The following is a 16507-nucleotide window of genomic DNA, read 5'->3' on the forward strand; positions in this document are numbered from 1 at the left end:
TTAATGGATGTTACAAGACGACTTTCAAGGCTAATTTAGTTAGCTCATCAGCGTACTTCTCAAAACTAAAGGAATTTTTGTGCTTAAGCATACTTTCTTCAATCGCACCTTGAATCACAACACAGATCATTTCAACATCAAACTCATTCGAAAACTCTTGTTTTTGTTGTCCCTCGATTAGAATATCTTTGAGCAATGAATGTAATGGATCCTCTTCTTCTCCATGATCGGCCCTATAGTAAGGAATTCCTTCTTCGTTTTGAGCATTAAATATAATCTCAATTAATGCGATATTATTCTTATAGTTAGCTACTTGATAAGCTAAACTGGCTCCAATATAGGCTTTCAATTGTGAACTAGGTGTTTCTTCTTGAACCACCTTTTCACTAATGAAATCCAACTTTTTGTTAAGCAAGTACAGCAAGGTCTGGTTAATCAAATCCATTTTGTCAGAAAAATGATACGAAATTAACCCTGTACTTACTTTTGCTGTTTTAGCGATTTTGGTTAAACTGACATTGGTGTAGCCGAGTTCCTCAAGTGTGTTAATGCATGCTTGAATAATCTGTTCTCTTCTTGCTTCGGCAATAAAAGATTGTTTGTCTTCCATCAGAACCTCCACCGTTATTTAATTGGTCGTTTGTTTTTTAATTTGGTCGATCAATCAATTTTATTTTGCACATAAATCCCATTTCTGTCAATAGACAATTGTATCAACCAGATTGTAATGGCAAGAACAGTCGCCTAGATCCTCGAAAAGGCGCAAGCGGAGTGGATGTCAAGGGTTCCCACAATCTGCGCACTCCTCTGGCCACCATTCAAGTTCAAGACTATGGATATATGCTGGAGGGCTTGCCTTAGCAATGGAGCCACGAGGAGAAGCAGGTCATGAGATCGACGATTGGGGAAAAAGGAGATTATAGGCTTGAACTGATCTCCGACTTTGAGAAATCAATAGAAAAGTTGATTATAATCGAATTTTATCGCCTACCTGAAGTGGCTCGCTGCTCTCGGTGACGATTTTTTCCTCTTCGAATAGTCCTTCGGTTACGGCCGATACGGATTCATTGGAATCGATAACGGTAACAGGCAGCTTCCGAATGTAAAATGCGTTGCCGAGCGGGCCGTTTTTTTCCTCGATTCCAAACACATACTTTCCGCCGCCGTCATCGCGGATCGCTTTATTGGGTACGAGGAGCGCATCGCCCGTTATTTTCGTCAACTCGACCTGAGCATTCTCACCGCCTTTTATATCCTGATTTTTCAACGTAATCCGTATAAACTTCATCGCAACTTCGGCATTTGTTCCTTTTCCATCCGGAGCACCGGCCTGATTGCTGGAAAAGGCACTTTGGATATGTTCAATTCGGCCTTCAACTTGAAGAGCCTGGCTTCCCTCCACCCTCACCTTCAAGCTCTCGCCTGATTGCAGCGAAGCGGTCATAGTTGCCGGGGCAAAGAATTCAAACTCAAATCCGAGGCTTCCGTTGGAAATAACGATATCGGGAGCTCCACCAGAAGGCACCCCCTCCGTCGCACCGATCGTCGTAATGATCCCATCAAATGGAGCAACCAGGTTGCCGTTTGCTTTCAAATCATATTGCAGCTTCTGTATTCGGCGCTCCTGAACCACGAGATCGATCTCACTGATACCAAGCGCATTTTTCGCTGCCCCAATCGCCTGTTCGTCCGCTTTGTGTGAAGCCTCGATAAAATTGCGCCGGAGCTCTTCTCGCGAAAGCTTCATCTTTTTCAAATTCGCCCGTTCGTCCAGAATTTGCTGTTCGGCCGCTTCTGTTTCATAAGAGACGAGTGTCTGTCCCCTCTTCACAAGCTCCCCTTCCTTTACGTGTACTTTCTCGACCTTCCACCCCGAGTTGTTCGATAAGCGCGCTTCCGCCTTCCATTTCAACACCCCGCTGCCCGTAAACGTATGAACAAGCTGTCCCTTGGACGGCAACGCCAACACCACCTTGGGCAAGCTCAATGTCGCTAATGTATTGCTAAATAGCGTAAATCCAATCAAGAGCCCGATAAACAAGCCAAATACGAGGCGTATGGTTCGTTTCCGTCCCATTGCTGCCTGTTCACTTTGTTGAAACTCCATTCCGTTCACCCCATATAAGGTCTATCCTTTTATTCCTGACAGCTGAATCCCTTCGACAAAGCTGGATTCTGCATACAAAAACAATAAAACCATCGGAGCCATATAGATGACGGATGCGGCAAAAGCTACCCCGCGGGCTCCTTCTTGAATATGCGACAAGTATAAAGATAGCGGCTGCTTGAAGGAATCCTCCAAAAAAATAAGCGGCTGCTCCACCATATTCCAGTTGTCAACAAACAACAATACGATTAATGCAGCGATTCCCGGCTGAATCAACGGAACGATAATTTTGCAAAAAATCTTCCCATGTCCGGCTCCATCCATTTGCGCCGCTTCGATATACGTTTGCGGGATATGCAGCATGAACTGTCTCAGCATAAACACCCCGAAGGCACTGAAAATTCCCGGCAAAATAATCGCAGATTCGGTATTGAGGATTCCGAGCTCATCCGCAATGATGTAATTGGGAACTAGCGTAACCTGAAAGGGCATCAGCATGGTGATTAAATAAACGAAAAATAGCTTATCCCTTCCCCAGAACCGGAGCTTTGCCAGCGCATAGGCCGCCAGAGATGCAACGATAGCCTGTCCGAGAATAATCGGTACGACCAAGAGAACGGAATTCCAAAACATTTGTAGAAATACAGGCTTAAAAATCAGCACTTCCATATATTGGCGAAACGATACCCAGTCAGGGATCAGCTTAAGATTAATAAAGGAGCTGACTTCTCCCGCCGAAGTCTTAACCATCTTGCCGATTAGATCATAGTTATGGTTAATTTCGTCCTCAGTCATCAATGAGTTCGAAAATGTGATTACGATCGGGAAAAGCATGATCACAGCGACCGGGAAAAGCGCTATTGTTCGCACCAGCTTACGAAATACAGCCACTTACACTCCCCCTCGCCTACTCCATAAAATTCCGGAAACGTCGCTCGATGGCCAGCATGGAGCTTACGAGAATCAAGATACCCCCCCCCATAACAACAGCCGCAGCGGTCAGCTTCTGGAGATCGAGAGATAGAAACATGTTGTTCATATAATGCTGGAGCATGTAAATTTGATCATGAGGATAATCGCCCGCAATCAGATAGGTTTCGCGGAACACTTTGAACGAATTGATAATGGATATGAGAACGACGAAAAACATCGTTGGCGTTAAATAGACGAATGTAATATGAGCCCATTGATGGAACTTTCCCGCACCTTCGATCTCCGCTGTCTCGTAATAATCCTTTGGTATATTCCGCATGCCGGCCAAAAACAAAATGATGTTGTATCCGATATTTTTCCATGTATATACAACCGCCAGCACAACGATAGACCAATCTGATTTCATCCAGTCCACCCGCTCTCGATGCAAGCTTTGCAGCCATTCGTTCAACGTTCCGTTCCAGTCGAATACAATTTGCCACATCATCACAATGGAAGCGACGGGCACTACGAGCGGCATTACAAAGGCAGTTTGCAGCCAATCCCGGATAAACAGCCTTTGGTTCAGAAGATGGGCAAATAATAGAGATAGAGTAACGATTAGCGGTACGCATACACCGGTAAATAGAAAAGTGTTAGCTGCCGCTTTGCGGAAGGAAGCGCTCTCCAGCAGTGACTCATAATTGTGAAATCCGACAAAAGAGCCGTTCCCCGGGCTATCTTGAAATGAATACAGAACCCCCATGATAAAGGGAATCAAATAAAAGATGGCAAAGCCGATCAAGCTTGGCGACAGGAAGAGCGCAGCCACGGCCATTTCATTGCGCAGCAGCTTACTCATTCAGTACTGTGGTTACCCGATTTTGAATCAGTTCGGCTACAGCTTCCGGGGTTTTCTGCCCGCTGAAATAAGCAATCGATTCTTCCTGCACAATTTGATCGATTTTGTTCGTACTTTTCTGAGACGAATAAGCAAGAGAGATGGAGCTGCTCACGAGCTTCTCCAAAACATGATAGTTGGCTCCGTTCACAAACTTCTCCAAATCGTCAATATCCTTTTGCGTAATCTCGAATACTTTGCCTTTCATAGGGCCGATTTCTTGCATGGATTCTACCTTCCCCGTTTTCAGCAGTTCCTTCACTCTATTTTTAAAGGCAGCCTTATTGATGGAGAAACCGGTGCTTTTCGCTTGAGATAGCATTTCTTCGGATACCATAAATTTGACGAAATCCCAAGCTTCCGGTTTAACAGACGACTTGTTGTTGATGCCGATCGTCATATACGTCCTGAACGTGGCTCCGGGTTTCCCCCCGTTGGGATTTGGGCTCAAGTAGAGCTTCGACTTGTAAGCATATTTGCCCGCGAAATCGCTTTGCCTTAATTCTTCTATGTAATCTTCCGGGGAATTGATTTGAACCGGGCTGAAAATTAGGGAAAATTCAGTTGAACTAATTATATTATTGTCGTACAAGGATTTAACTTGCTTCATCATCTGAATAAAGTTGCTAGTATTAAATTTGGCTTTCCCATTGACTTGATCCACATAGGAACCGTACTGGTCTTTAACAAAATTGAACAACATCATCTCGGGCGGAATTCCGCCTAAGGCATACCGATAATATTCTTTATCCGCATTCTTGGTCAACTGTTTGGCGGTTTCGGCGAAATCGGCCCAGGTCCACTTCGTATCATCGAATGTCACTCCGCTCTTCTCGATGAATGTCTGGTTTCCCATTAAACCATAAACGAAAAAATAGAGCGGCATCCCATAAATTCCACCGTTGGCCTTAATACCATCCAGCACGTTATTGAAATAGTCCTCTTTTATAAATCCGGGATCCTTATCGATAATTTTGGACATATCGGTTAATAAACCTTTGTTGATGTAATCGGCTGAAGGCAATTGATCCAAATTGATAAGATCGGGGCCTTTGCCGGATAGCATGGCCGTATTCGTCGTTTTAACGAATTTCTCCATATCTTGTTCTATCGTGGAATCATCGCTTTCGACGGATTGCAGCTCAATCGTAATGTTAGGATGCTTGGCTTCATATTGCTGCTTTGCCAGCTTATAATAATCGTTTGAAAAGCCGGTAGAGAATACTACCGTTTTTTTCTCCGTAGTGGATGGGGGCGGCATCGCTCCTTCAGTTCCCGGCGACTCGGCAGCATGACCTTTCTGCATCGTTTGGGTTGTATGATCACTGACGCTTCCTCCGGCTCTATTGCCGTCTTCGCTGCTGTTACCGGTACTGCTGCAGGCCGAAACGGCGACCATAGAGAAAACGGTTGTCAGGATGATCAGAAACTTCTTCATTAGGCACTTCCTCTCAATTACAGTATGGTATTCACCGCGCTCGCGGTTCTCCGTCAGTATAATGAGCCGATATATGAGAAATTAGATGGACTTGTATAGAAGTTGTAAAATCAATCCCCACAAAGTGAAGCTTTGGCTTCGGTGTAATTTCAGATACTTTGCGAGGAGCCCCAAAATTAACAATAAAAAAGCCGATCGCTGTAGGCAATCGACCTGGAGACTATGAGTCTGACTATTTAACTCGGATATAGTTCAGCAGCGCCATAATATCTTTACTGAAACCGCTGACTCCGTTCATATAAAAGCTTACCGTAACACTGTATTTTAACGATTGGTTATCTTTGCTCGTATAGAATACTTCCACTTCACCATCCCTATCCCACCGCGTCATGTCTTGATTCAGCGTCAACTTAGACAGCGGGTAGCTTCCTTCTTTCTGAATGAACCGATTCGCAATATCGAAGACCTTATCTCTAGCAATCTCCTGCATGCGACTTTGTTTGCCGCCTGATCTCGAAATTTTGACGATATCTCCGTCCTTTGCATTCAGCACCACATCATAAACCTCGTTGGGCTTCACAGATTGTGTTAGGGTTACATAATATAGACCTCTTGGGATTTGATCGAGAAAGCCTTTGTCTCTATAGTGATTTTGATCGGGCAAGGTTTTGTCGCCGTAGTAAACTACAGGTTCCTCTTGCGGCCGCGGGCTGTTCAGCAGATCGTTAAGCTTGTTCTGGTCTACGTACATCGATTCGAATCGAAGCTCACCCATTGTCACATTCATTTCGTAGTATGTATTGATCGCCTTTAGACTGAGCGTCTTCGCCGTTTCTTGAGAAAGCACGCCTTCATATTCCGGTTCGTTGCCCGGGTTCTCTTTCATGATTTGTTTGACCATCACTTTATCCTTGGGGATCGCGTTAAACCAGCCTTCACATCCGGTCAACAGCATAAGGATTACCATACACATAAACGCTAAAATCCATTTTTTCACAGATGTTCCCCGCCTTTCGATTGGACCGGGGCAAAGTCGACTTCGATGATCGTTCCCTGAATCTCACTGTCTGCAATATGAATGTCGGCATGGTGCAATCTGGCGACACTTTGGCAAATCGAGAGGCCAAGACCCGCTCCGTTACTGCTTCTCGTTCTTGCTTTATCCGCCATATAGAACGGCTCGAAGATTTTATCCCGATGCTCTTCAGCAATGCCGATGCCTTGATCGGCGATTTGAACAATATAATGGCTGCCACGCCAGAAAGTATGCAGTTCAACGGTCTGATTCTCGGTCGAAGCTTTGATCGCATTGTCTACGAGATTGTAGATCAGTACCTTGATCAGGTCAGGATCGACAAGCAAGCTCCCTTCCTCGCAGTCCGTGACGATACAAATCCCCTTCTCCTTCGCCATGATCTCCAGCGCCGGCCGAATTTCGGCAACAATGGCTTCGAGCTCATGCGGCACCATTTCGAAGCGATCCTCTTGAAGCAGAATCAAATCCATCAGCTTCAGGGATAACGATTCCAATCGTTTTCCTTCGGAATAAATCACATTCAAACCGTCGAGGAACACCTCCTCGTTGTACTTGGTCGTCCTCATAAAATTGGCATAGCCGATAATGGAAGTTAAAGGCGTTTTTAACTCATGAGTAAAATTATCGATAAACCGTTGCTTTTGTTCATTGAGCCGTTCAAGATCCGAAATTTTATCCTCTACGACTGCCGCCATTTCATTAAAATTGTTGGCTAATACGCCGATTTCGTCCCTAGACTTCAACTGAACCCTTTCGAAAAACCACCTTGAGCGATGACCTGCGCCGTCTTGTTCAGCCGGTCTATGGATTGTGTCAACCCTCTGCTCACGAGGAACATAATCAACATAAACAGGAAGCAGGCCGCCAAATCCACCTTGAAGAAAAAATGATATTGATCCACCCGATCCTGATATACGGGAGTTACATCTACCATGTAAGTAAACACATAAGGTTTATGATTGATATTCACCAGGTTCGAAGTGAAGAGAATCGTGCGCTGGTCGATGTCCCGCAAAATATACCGGATTTCATTCTCCTTCAGCTTGTCCAGCTCGTTGCGCTGAGCAGGCAGCGGAAAATTTATATTGCTGAACACCGGCCGGTTCGTTTTGTCCCTGATATCCAGGTACACCCGTTGATCACTGTTTTTATGTATAAATTCATTGGCAATTCTCGTTAATACCGTTTTCTCGTAATCAATAGAGTCATAGATGCGCAAAATCGGTATAATCGCCTCAACGCTCGTATGGATACTCATATGTTGACTCATCGCGTTGTTGATTTCTTGCTCTAGCATTTTGTTATGGCTCCGCTCAATGACCATGATGGAAGCTGCATGAAAGATGAGGAGAAATACGAGGATCGTGAAGACATAAATTTTCTGCCAAAACTTCATCCCTAGTCCTCCAGCCGGTAGCCCATTTTGTATATCGTCTTGATATGATCATGGAGATCCAATTTCTTGCGAAGCGATTTGATATGCATATCAACCGTTCTCGTCTCCCCATAATAGTCGTATCCCCATACTTTTTCGATGAACTGTTCTCTGGAGAGGGCAATATTTTTGTTTTTCAGCAGAACGATAAGCAAGTCGTATTCCTTCGGCGTTAGCTCGACGGGTATCCCTTGTTTGATGACTTCTCTTTTGTCCAGATCCACTTGAATCGTTTGAAACGTCATCAGCCGCTCTTCTTTTCCATATCTTCGCAACACAGCTTCGATCCGGGCCAGCAGCTCAATCGCTTCGAAGGGCTTGACGATGTAGTCGTCCGCTCCGAGCTTCAATCCGTTGACCTTGTCGTATATCGAGTTTTTCGCCGTCAGGAAAATGACCGGAATGCGGTAGGGCCGAATTTTCTCCATCAATTCGAATCCGTCCAGGTGCGGAATCATTACATCCAACAGGATGAGGTCGAACGGCCCCCGCTTCAGCGCCTCCAGCGCTTCCAAGCCGTCGTAAGCCTCGGCGGTCTCATAGTTTACTAGATTGAGGTTCATTTTAATAATTTTCGAGATATGAATATCGTCTTCGACAATCAATATTTTTTGTGTCATGACCTCAGCACTCCTTGCAAGCAGTTCTTATGTTCCATAATAAGGAGAATAGATTGCGACAGCAAGTGCAAGTGCGAAACGGAGAAAAACCGTTGCCGGATCGCGGCTACCAATATAGTAACTGACAAAGGATCTGCCTGGCGGCAGCAGTTTTCTACCTTTCCAACAGATCCTTTGTTTTGTAAGCAGTTTATTGTAACCTTCTTAATTAACCACATCGTTTCATGCGGAGTTATATAAACTTGTACCAGAAAACCACCTACTTCGCAAATTACATGCCACTGTAGATTTTGGATTTATTCATGAACTAGCAAAGCATTCCTACTGTAAGTATTATGGCAGACCGGCAAACGAACCGGAATTACTGTTTCGTTTGTTGTTCTTACAGATCCTGTACATCTCTCGGATGAGCGAATCATACAGGAAGCTCAAGTAAATCCGGCATACAAATGGTTTATTGGGATCAATCCAGAAGACTCGCTTCCAGATGCGCGCTTCGGCTGGAAGAGCAGTTCCAAATCGTTTTTTGGGTACAAAGAACATATTGCAATGACGGAAGAAGAAATCATTACCGCCCTAGAGGTAACACCGGGAAGCACCGACGACGGTAAGCAATTGTTGGCGTTGCTCGAACAGACAACAGCAAATGACATAAACGTAAGCGAAGGCTTCGAATATAACAAGGACGCCGATTTCGTCGTCTGTCCAGCTGTTGTAAACGCAAAGCGGATGGTAAAGCTAATAGAGCAAAAGCAGCCTATTCCTCAAGTGAGGATAGACTGCTTTTGCTCTATTATGAGACTACTGCAAAACGAATACAGTTAACGTCTATTTGCTCGTTCTGATGTACACGGGTTTCTTTTCAGCATCCAACGCTGCTTGCAATACCGTCTCTTTACCTTTAACAAAATAATAATCTTTAAATAGGTTGTCCCACTTCACTTCACATCCCGAAATATCGATATTGAATAATTCCTTGGCAAGCGGAGCAACCACTTCCTTTGCATCTTTTTCCGTAACCTCTTGGTTGGTCGTTACCTTTTTTCTTGTATTATTAAATACGTTCAAGACCTTTCCCTTTTTTGCTTCCATCTGAAGTGAAACATCGTTATCCTTAAGTGATAACGTTTGAACTTTGTCACCTTTAGAATAAAGTTGAGCTTCTGTGATTTCAAAATCATGATCAAATGCTGTTTTCATCGCTTTTGCTGCCGTTTCCAGCGACTTTGAATCAAGCTCTTCCTTGGCAAGCTTTATTAAAACTCTACTCTCAAATTCCGCCTTACCCGATGCTTCCCAATGTGCCTCAAAATCCTTGCCTGTCAACCAATACGAAAAATAATCATCTTTTAGTTTTTCATTTTTACCATCATAAAGGCGACTCAGAACCACTTCTTTATCAAGGACGTATGTTTTCTTCGCGTATACACTTTTCAGTGCTTTCAGGATCTTCTCCTGATCCTGTTTGCTGATTTTATCGATTGGGATCGTTCCGTCGATCTGCCTTATTTCTCCTTTTTTATAATCGAAGTAGACGACATATTTTCCATCAATCGATGTAACCTTTGCATCTGTAGCAAATGTAGTCTCGGCAGCCTCCTGCAACTTTATCTCTTTCTCCGCGAATTGCTTTACCGCTTTTTGCAGCTTGGCCGCCAGCTTCTGGTCGATCTGAACCTTCTTATTATCCGTCTGCTTCTGCGCTTGCGCAGCCTCGGCTCCTGCAGCAATCGGGCCTGCCACGGCAACTAACATACTGGATACGATCATAGACGCTAGAATTGCTTTTTTTAAATTCATACTAAACCCTCCTACATATTCTCATTGCGTACCACTGGTATATCGCCTACAATATATAACAGTTTCAACCCGCTCATTTGTGACATCATATCTCTAACACTCTGAATTCATTATCATATACGCCATGAGATTGGTGATACGGATCAACATTATTAGTCAAATACACAAAAAAATCCACCGACATATGGAAGCCAGTGGATTATTCGATACTGAGTCAAAATATAATTAAATGGTTCATTTGCAACGTTTATTTAGATTTCACTTCCATATCTGCTACATAACCGTCGAACTGCGCATCAGCAGCTTTCCCGGCGCATATGTATACAATCTTTTTATTCGCATCGAGCGCTGCTCTCACATTCATGCCATTTTTGCTGGTGAAATAATAATCCTTACGGTGTTCATCCCATTTCACGCTATGTCCATTCATGTCGATATTAAATAATTTCTTCGCTAACGGGGCAACCGCTTCTTTCGCCTCTTTTTCTGAAATTCCCTTATGATCTCGTACTCTTATTCCAAACTCATTGTACATGCCTTTTATTTCTCCTGTATTGGGATCCGCATAAACCGTAACTTTGCCATCATGAAATACCCACGCTGCCTCTGCTTTATTTTTCCCATGAGCCGTTATTGGGAATACATTAACTGCAAGCTGAGCACTTGTCATTTCAAATTTATGTTGAAACGCCGTCTTAGCAGCAGCTATAACTGTTGACAGCAATTTCGGATCAAGCTCTTTCTTATCAAAATCAATACGGAGATAATCAGTTTTCAGTTGACCATCATCATCAAAATCGATTGAGAAAGTGGAGAAATCTTTTCCTTTCAATTCGTACCGTTTCTCCTTAGATAGCTTTACTCTGTCAAGAGGATTAAATGCTCTAACGTTTAGTTTACTCACCCAAACTTCTTGTTCAAAGGCGTACTTCTTCTTTGCATACTTGGCATACTTCGCATCTATTACTTTCAACCACTTTAAGACTTCTTCTTGATGCTGCTTGCTGATTTGGTCGATCGTGGTTTGGCCGCCTACCCACAAGATAATTTCCTTATCCTTAAGACTGTCAAATTGTACACAATATTTTCCATCTACCGATCGAACTTCTGCCAGACCTGCAGTACCCTTATTATGAATTAATTCACGCTTGCCCACCTTCTGCAATTCAACATCTTTCCCGGCAAATAATTTTATCGCTTGATTCAGCTTTTCAGCAAGCTTCGGATCTATTTGAATCGTCCGGTGATCCGATTGTTTCTGTTCTTGCGCCTTGGCCCCCGCAGGAATCGGGCCTGCCAATGTAGTCAGCATGCTGGATACGACCAGTGTTGCGACGATTGCTTTTTTCAAATTCATGATAAATCCTCCTATGTAATTACTTGAATATAAAATCGATTAGATATTTTAGCGTAGGAATTGGTAAATAACCACATAACATTCCATTAACATCAATTAAGAACACGTTACTATTCCTTAAGGCTTCTTACCTGACGCTGCTCGCGCTTGTATAAGCAACTCTTGCGCCTTGGCCTCCAATACGGCAGCCGCTTCATCCACTGACTTCTTGTTATCGATAACGACATGCCAAATTGCGCTATGCAATTCAATAACTCTTTGACATTCAAACCGGCTCTATTCAAATGGTACTCGATACTTTACCATCCAGAAAACGCTCTGATACCTGATGTTAAGAACGCTACGTTCTTATCGGCATCCAGTGCTACTCTTAATACGGGTTGCTTGTCTTTAATGAAGTAGTAATTTTTAAAGGTGCTGTCCCACTTCACTTCCAAATCCGCAATGTCCATATTGAATAATTCCTTGGCAAGCGGAGCAACCACTTCTTTGGCATCGTTTTCCGTAATCTTCGTGTTGGTCGTTACCGCTTTACGCGTTTTATGATATACGTTAACGACCTTTCCCTCCTCCATTTCAAGCGATACGTCCTTATCTTCAAGTGTCCATGTAAAGCGGCTTAGATTAGCGGATGTAACTTCCAAATCATGATTAAATACCGTTTTTATTGCTCCGATTGCCGTTTCCAACAACTTCGGGTCAAGCTCTTCCTTGGTGAACTTAATTGTAAATGCACTAACTTCATTTTTTGGCATTTTAGGAGCATTCTCTTTGAAGTAATATACCTCAAAGTCTTTCCCTGTCAACTGATACGACAAGCCCACACCCAGCTTTTCGTTTTTACCATCATAGTCTCGCTGCATAATCACTTCTTTATCAAAGACATATGTTTTATTTGCATATGCTCCTTTCAACACTTTCAGGACTTTCTCCTGATCCTCTTTACTGATTTTATCGATTGTAACCTTTTCATCAACCTGCCATATACCACCACTTCCAACACTAAAGCGAACAGCATATTTCCCGTCTACGGATTCAACCTTTGCAGCATGAGGAGCTAATTCTATCTTCTCGCCGACATTCTTCAGCTTGATCTCTTTCCCTGCATATACTTTGATTGCTTTTTGCAGCTTGGCAGCCAGCCTCTGGTCGATCTGAACCTTCTTGTTATCCGTTTGCTTTTGCTCTTGCGCAGCCTCGGCTCCTGCAGGAATCGGGCCTGCCACGGCCACTAACATACTGGATACGATCATAGACGCTACAATTGCTTTTTTAATGTTCATTTTATTTGCTCCTATGTATGAATTGATGAGTTCTACTTTTATGCTAACATTGAATAAATAAGATTCAACTTAACATAATCTGAATATAATTTAAGAATAAAATCAGAAATAAAATGCGGCCAGATGGAGGCTTTGTTAATAATGGATTTCAGCGCAGCCGACAATAACGAATCGAATTCAGCTTGGAAACCTGGTGGAATGCTTTTTTATCTAACACACTGCTAGCTTCCATTGGCTTCAGGAGGTAAAGAGCATCCGTTTCCCGCCCTCTAAAATCCTTGAAATAGTCTGATCGCGTAGGCAGCGTATCGTTCATTGCCTTCCCAGCAACCTGCGCCATTTCCAGTCCGTTCACGAATTTGACGAATTCCCAAGCTGCCCGCTTGTTCGGAGAATCCGCAGATATGGCATAGATCTCCGACAATATCACGTAAGCCGATTTTCATCAGGCTTAGCAGGATTAACTATCGGGTTTCAACTTTTTGGATACAATTTTTTAGCTTGGTAACGCTGGGGCGATATCCAGTTATTAAACAATTTAAACCACGCTACCTCCACTTGAAATTGTTATAATTAAAATGTTTTTAATATTTTGGCTATGTTCAACTTTGTTGTTGATATTTGATAATTACGAACAAGTGTTCTATAATAAGGGCAATATAACTGTTCGGAGATGATTTGCCCATGGATTTAAAGGAACTGAAAAAGCTTGCTGATACGTTGGACGATAATGGGAAGCGAGAACTTATCTACTATTTGCAGTCCCGAACCAAGGGAGTGGCACTTCCAGTTCGAGCGATTGATGAAATTCAAGAGCAGAAGCATAAAGATGGACTTGTTTGCCCGCATTGCAAAAACCATTCTGTTGTTCGATTTGGAAAGTACGCTGTAAGAACACGCACTGGAGAGGTTAAACGTCAACGTTACCGTTGTAAGTCCTGTCGCCAAACATTCAATGACCTTACGAACACCCCTCTGCAACGAACGAGGCGACCTCATATGTGGGTTCGTTTTATCGAATGCATGATTGAGAGCTTTTCTCTGAGAAAATGTGCAGAGCAGTTAAACGATGAAGTTACGCATGTCACCTTGTTTTACTGGCGGCATAAGATTCTTTCCGCTCTGAAGCAGATTCCAACCGAAGCATTTCAAGATATTGTTGAAATGGACGAGACCTACTTTCTTTACTCGGAAAAGGGCAAGCGGAATATTGCCAAACGCAAGCCACGTAAACGTGGCGGCAAAGCGAAATATCGTGGTATAAGCCACGATCAAGTATGCGTGCTGGTTGCCCGTGACCGTCAGAAAATGACTTACTCTGGCGTACTTGGGCGTGGACGTATTCGGACTACAAAATTAGACGAAGCGATTGGTGGTCATCTATCTGACTCAAACGTGTTATGCACTGATTCATGGAGGGCATTTAGCTCCTATGCGAATTCAAAAGGCATGACTCATTACCGATTCAAATCCGACGGAAAACAACGTGTGAAAGGCGTGTACCATATCCAAAACGTAAACAGCTACCACAGCCGCTTGAAGAAATGGATGGATCGCTTCAATGGTGTTGCAACAAAGTATTTGCCGGATTACTTGGCGTGGTTTCGTTACTTAGACAGCAAGGAATATGAGAATACCGCATCGAATAAGAAAAATATGTTGGTCAAATCGTGCCTGTTTACTGTGACCGACGAACACCAAACTTCGGCTTTCTGCGTATTCTTGTTAAGCTACCGGGCAGTTATGCGTAACTTCCAGGGAATGTAAACATCTAAATAACGTAAGGAACGAGGAGGCAGACAATTCATGGGAGGAACGAATGTATGGGATGCGGAGTGGGAGGTTAACGAAGAGCAGGCGCGGACGCTGATCGGCAGACAATTCCCTCAGCTGTCATCGAAGCAAGTGAAGCGATTGGGCTGGGGCTGGGACAATACGGTTTTTCTCATCGGTGACGAGTACGTGTTCCGGTTTCCAAGAAGAACGATTGCAGTTGGCTCGATTCGTATAGAAGGCAAGCTGCTGCCGAAGCTGGAGGCATATATGACCATCCCCTATCCGAAACCGTTGTTTTATGGTGAAGTAAGTGACGAATACCCGGCACCATTTCTTGGCTATGCCTACGTGCCAGGAGATTTCCCAATCGGTTTGACGGAAGAACGCCGGGCTTTATCGGCAGAGACGCTGGCGAAATTTTTGCGGAGATTGCATGAGTTTCCGGTGCAGGCGGCGCTGAAGTGCGGAGTTCAGCAAGATCATCGAAACTTGACGGACATAGCATCGCGCAAAGTGAAATTGGAGGGCTTTCTATCGAAGGTGGTTGAACACTTGTCGCCGGAGGAGTCCGGTGTGATCGAAGCGTATATTAGCAGGCTGCAAAAGGATCGTGTCGAGGCGGTGAATGCACTGCTACATGGCGATCTTCATTTCAAAAATATGCTTGTGAATGAGAACGGGATCGTTTCCGGCATCATTGATTGGGGCGATCTGAGCGTAGGCCATCCGGCTTGCGATTTGAGCGTTGCTTATAGCTTTTTACCACCTTACGCTCGCGGCGTGTTTTTCGAAACGTACGGAGGAGCGGACGAGGAAACGAAGCTGCTGGCGCGGCTGATCGCGGTATACATCCCCATACTGATCTTAATGCAAGCGGTCGATGACGGGAGTGAAGCGATTGCGGCAGAGGCGAAATCCAACATCATGCGGGCACTGTCGGATTAGGCTCATTATTTCGTTGCGGCTATGGGGCTATGGCTATCGGCACCATTTTGTCGTTTAAAGGCCGCGATAAGGTACGATCCGCCTTCTCTGATGCCGCTTTATGTTGAGGAACACGAAATTCAACAGAGTAAGTCGTTGCGCTAACGGGACACGATAGCAATAAACCGCCTTCGTTGAAAAGGCGGTTTTCTTATGGTCAAATATCAACATTAGAATTTAACATAGCCAATATTTTTATAATGGAGGGCTAGAGAATGAAAATTGCAATAGTCTGTTTCGATAACTTTACTGATATAGATGTTTTTTTACCATGGGATTTATTAAATCGTGTACGTCTAGTTGGCGGTATTTCTGATTGGAATGTCCAACTATTAGGAACGGAAAAAACTCATATATCCATGTCTGGCTTACGTATCCCCATGACAGGAAGCATATCTGATATTCCTTCCGCTGACGCTGTAATATTTGCAAGTGGTAAGGGTGTACAAGATTTATATCAAAATCAAGAATATCTTAATAGCATTCATGTAGATCCTCAAAGACAATTAATAGGCTCTATGTGTTCTGGTTCACTACTACTAGGAGCTAAAAAATTGTTAACTGGCAAAAAAGCAACTACATATCCATCCGTAGTAGAACAACTTAAAGAATTTGATGTAGACGTTATTGAGCAAAGTTTCGTAAACGAAGGAAATATCTCGACTGCCGCAGGTTGTTTTGCTGCTCAAGATCTCTCAGCTTGGATTATAAGAACCCTAATTAATGAAGAAATGGTTGACACTGTGCTAGAAACTGTTCAGCCAGTGGGCAAAGGTTTATATTTTTAATTTCAAATCAAGTCAGAAATAGATAATGCTACACGACAGCTACTCAACTCGGCGCCTTCGGCTACCGCTT

Annotated in this window: 18 protein-coding genes and 1 pseudogene; 5 read left to right on the forward strand and 14 right to left on the reverse strand. The window is 43.6% G+C overall.

What is annotated here, in order from left to right:
- Positions 1-10 precede the first annotated feature (10 nt).
- The 9 genes from RQP50_RS16635 to RQP50_RS16675 form a co-directional block, all read right to left on the reverse strand.
- Positions 11-610, reverse strand: coding sequence for a TetR/AcrR family transcriptional regulator (locus RQP50_RS16635; protein ID WP_174810370.1), 600 nt, complete (start codon positions 608-610; stop codon positions 11-13).
- A gap of 357 nt (positions 611-967) precedes the next feature.
- Entirely contained in the window at positions 968-2107 is a 1140-nt protein-coding gene (locus RQP50_RS16640; protein WP_315746090.1) for an efflux RND transporter periplasmic adaptor subunit, read from the reverse strand.
- 21 nt (positions 2108-2128) lie between these two features.
- Positions 2129-2941: a carbohydrate ABC transporter permease gene (locus RQP50_RS16645; RefSeq protein ID WP_315746163.1), complete on the reverse strand. Its 813-nt coding sequence runs from the start codon at positions 2939-2941 to the stop codon at positions 2129-2131.
- A 73-nt stretch (positions 2942-3014) separates the two neighbouring features.
- Positions 3015-3881, reverse strand: a complete 867-nt coding sequence (locus tag RQP50_RS16650) for a carbohydrate ABC transporter permease (RefSeq protein ID WP_315746091.1) — start codon at positions 3879-3881, stop codon at positions 3015-3017.
- Positions 3874-5358: an ABC transporter substrate-binding protein gene (locus tag RQP50_RS16655; RefSeq protein WP_315746093.1), complete on the reverse strand. Its 1485-nt coding sequence runs from the start codon at positions 5356-5358 to the stop codon at positions 3874-3876. Before RQP50_RS16655 ends, RQP50_RS16650 begins: the two co-directional genes overlap by 8 nt.
- 232 nt (positions 5359-5590) lie before the next feature.
- Positions 5591-6355 (reverse strand): hypothetical protein, encoded by a 765-nt coding sequence (locus RQP50_RS16660; protein WP_315746094.1) that lies wholly within the window; start codon positions 6353-6355, stop codon positions 5591-5593.
- Complete coding sequence (locus RQP50_RS16665) at positions 6352-7137, reverse strand: sensor histidine kinase (RefSeq protein ID WP_315746095.1); 786 nt, start codon at positions 7135-7137, stop codon at positions 6352-6354. Before RQP50_RS16665 ends, RQP50_RS16660 begins: the two co-directional genes overlap by 4 nt.
- Positions 7134-7790, reverse strand: coding sequence for a hypothetical protein (locus RQP50_RS16670; protein WP_315746096.1), 657 nt, complete (start codon positions 7788-7790; stop codon positions 7134-7136). Before RQP50_RS16670 ends, RQP50_RS16665 begins: the two co-directional genes overlap by 4 nt.
- Before the next feature lie 2 nt (positions 7791-7792).
- Positions 7793-8449, reverse strand: a complete 657-nt coding sequence (locus tag RQP50_RS16675) for a response regulator transcription factor (RefSeq protein ID WP_174810199.1) — start codon at positions 8447-8449, stop codon at positions 7793-7795.
- Positions 8450-8666: 217 nt separating this feature from the next.
- Between RQP50_RS16675 and RQP50_RS29470 the strand changes: the two are divergent.
- A pseudogene (locus tag RQP50_RS29470) lies at positions 8667-8938 on the forward strand (transposase); the annotation flags it as partial.
- 54 nt (positions 8939-8992) lie between these two features.
- Positions 8993-9274, forward strand: a complete 282-nt coding sequence (locus RQP50_RS29475; protein WP_449411928.1) for a hypothetical protein — start codon at positions 8993-8995, stop codon at positions 9272-9274.
- Between the two features lie 3 nt (positions 9275-9277).
- Here the strand turns inward: RQP50_RS29475 and RQP50_RS16685 are convergent, their stop codons facing one another.
- The 5 genes from RQP50_RS16685 to RQP50_RS16705 all read right to left on the reverse strand — a co-directional run bounded on the left by RQP50_RS16685 (position 9278) and on the right by RQP50_RS16705 (position 13319).
- Positions 9278-10249: a hypothetical protein gene (locus RQP50_RS16685; RefSeq protein WP_315746097.1), complete on the reverse strand. Its 972-nt coding sequence runs from the start codon at positions 10247-10249 to the stop codon at positions 9278-9280.
- Positions 10250-10496: 247 nt separating this feature from the next.
- Positions 10497-11606: a hypothetical protein gene (locus tag RQP50_RS16690; RefSeq protein ID WP_072729345.1), complete on the reverse strand. Its 1110-nt coding sequence runs from the start codon at positions 11604-11606 to the stop codon at positions 10497-10499.
- Positions 11607-11723: 117 nt separating this feature from the next.
- Positions 11724-11852 (reverse strand): hypothetical protein, encoded by a 129-nt coding sequence (locus RQP50_RS16695; RefSeq protein ID WP_265332095.1) that lies wholly within the window; start codon positions 11850-11852, stop codon positions 11724-11726.
- Between the two features lie 53 nt (positions 11853-11905).
- Positions 11906-12889 carry a hypothetical protein gene (locus RQP50_RS16700; RefSeq protein ID WP_072729344.1) on the reverse strand — a complete coding sequence of 328 codons (984 nt, stop codon included), beginning with the start codon at positions 12887-12889 and terminating at the stop codon, positions 11906-11908.
- Between the two features lie 148 nt (positions 12890-13037).
- A complete protein-coding gene (locus RQP50_RS16705; protein ID WP_315746098.1) occupies positions 13038-13319 on the reverse strand; it encodes a hypothetical protein in 282 nt (93 codons plus the stop codon).
- A gap of 254 nt (positions 13320-13573) precedes the next feature.
- On the opposite strand from RQP50_RS16705, the gene RQP50_RS16710 reads away from it, so the two are divergent.
- From RQP50_RS16710 to RQP50_RS16720, 3 genes are all read left to right on the forward strand, one after another.
- Positions 13574-14656 carry an IS1595 family transposase gene (locus tag RQP50_RS16710; protein ID WP_315746100.1) on the forward strand — a complete coding sequence of 361 codons (1083 nt, stop codon included), beginning with the start codon at positions 13574-13576 and terminating at the stop codon, positions 14654-14656.
- Positions 14657-14695: 39 nt separating this feature from the next.
- Positions 14696-15610 (forward strand): phosphotransferase, encoded by a 915-nt coding sequence (locus RQP50_RS16715; protein ID WP_315746101.1) that lies wholly within the window; start codon positions 14696-14698, stop codon positions 15608-15610.
- A 254-nt stretch (positions 15611-15864) separates the two neighbouring features.
- Complete coding sequence (locus RQP50_RS16720) at positions 15865-16437, forward strand: DJ-1/PfpI family protein (protein ID WP_065294447.1); 573 nt, start codon at positions 15865-15867, stop codon at positions 16435-16437.
- Positions 16438-16507: the final 70 nt, after the last annotated feature.

This window comes from Paenibacillus suaedae, assembly GCF_032337355.1.
In the GTDB taxonomy this organism is placed as follows: domain Bacteria; phylum Bacillota; class Bacilli; order Paenibacillales; family Paenibacillaceae; genus Paenibacillus_B; species Paenibacillus_B suaedae.

What these genes read in the sequence shown, in the direction of transcription:
- RQP50_RS16635 (WP_174810370.1), bottom strand. Translation starts at nt 610, where the DNA reads ATGGAAGACAAACAATCTTTTATTGCCGAAGCAAGAAGAGAACAGATT.
- RQP50_RS16640 (WP_315746090.1), bottom strand. Translation starts at nt 2,107, where the DNA reads ATGGAGTTTCAACAAAGTGAACAGGCAGCAATGGGACGGAAACGAACC.
- RQP50_RS16645 (WP_315746163.1), bottom strand. Translation starts at nt 2,941, where the DNA reads ATGCTTTTCCCGATCGTAATCACATTTTCGAACTCATTGATGACTGAG.
- RQP50_RS16650 (WP_315746091.1), bottom strand. Translation starts at nt 3,881, where the DNA reads ATGAGTAAGCTGCTGCGCAATGAAATGGCCGTGGCTGCGCTCTTCCTG.
- RQP50_RS16655 (WP_315746093.1), bottom strand. Translation starts at nt 5,358, where the DNA reads ATGAAGAAGTTTCTGATCATCCTGACAACCGTTTTCTCTATGGTCGCC.
- RQP50_RS16670 (WP_315746096.1), bottom strand. Translation starts at nt 7,790, where the DNA reads ATGAAGTTTTGGCAGAAAATTTATGTCTTCACGATCCTCGTATTTCTC.
- RQP50_RS16675 (WP_174810199.1), bottom strand. Translation starts at nt 8,449, where the DNA reads ATGACACAAAAAATATTGATTGTCGAAGACGATATTCATATCTCGAAA.
- RQP50_RS16685 (WP_315746097.1), bottom strand. Translation starts at nt 10,249, where the DNA reads ATGAATTTAAAAAAAGCAATTCTAGCGTCTATGATCGTATCCAGTATG.
- RQP50_RS16690 (WP_072729345.1), bottom strand. Translation starts at nt 11,606, where the DNA reads ATGAATTTGAAAAAAGCAATCGTCGCAACACTGGTCGTATCCAGCATG.
- RQP50_RS16700 (WP_072729344.1), bottom strand. Translation starts at nt 12,889, where the DNA reads ATGAACATTAAAAAAGCAATTGTAGCGTCTATGATCGTATCCAGTATG.
- RQP50_RS16710 (WP_315746100.1), top strand. Translation starts at nt 13,574, where the DNA reads ATGGATTTAAAGGAACTGAAAAAGCTTGCTGATACGTTGGACGATAAT.
- RQP50_RS16715 (WP_315746101.1), top strand. Translation starts at nt 14,696, where the DNA reads ATGGGAGGAACGAATGTATGGGATGCGGAGTGGGAGGTTAACGAAGAG.
- RQP50_RS16720 (WP_065294447.1), top strand. Translation starts at nt 15,865, where the DNA reads ATGAAAATTGCAATAGTCTGTTTCGATAACTTTACTGATATAGATGTT.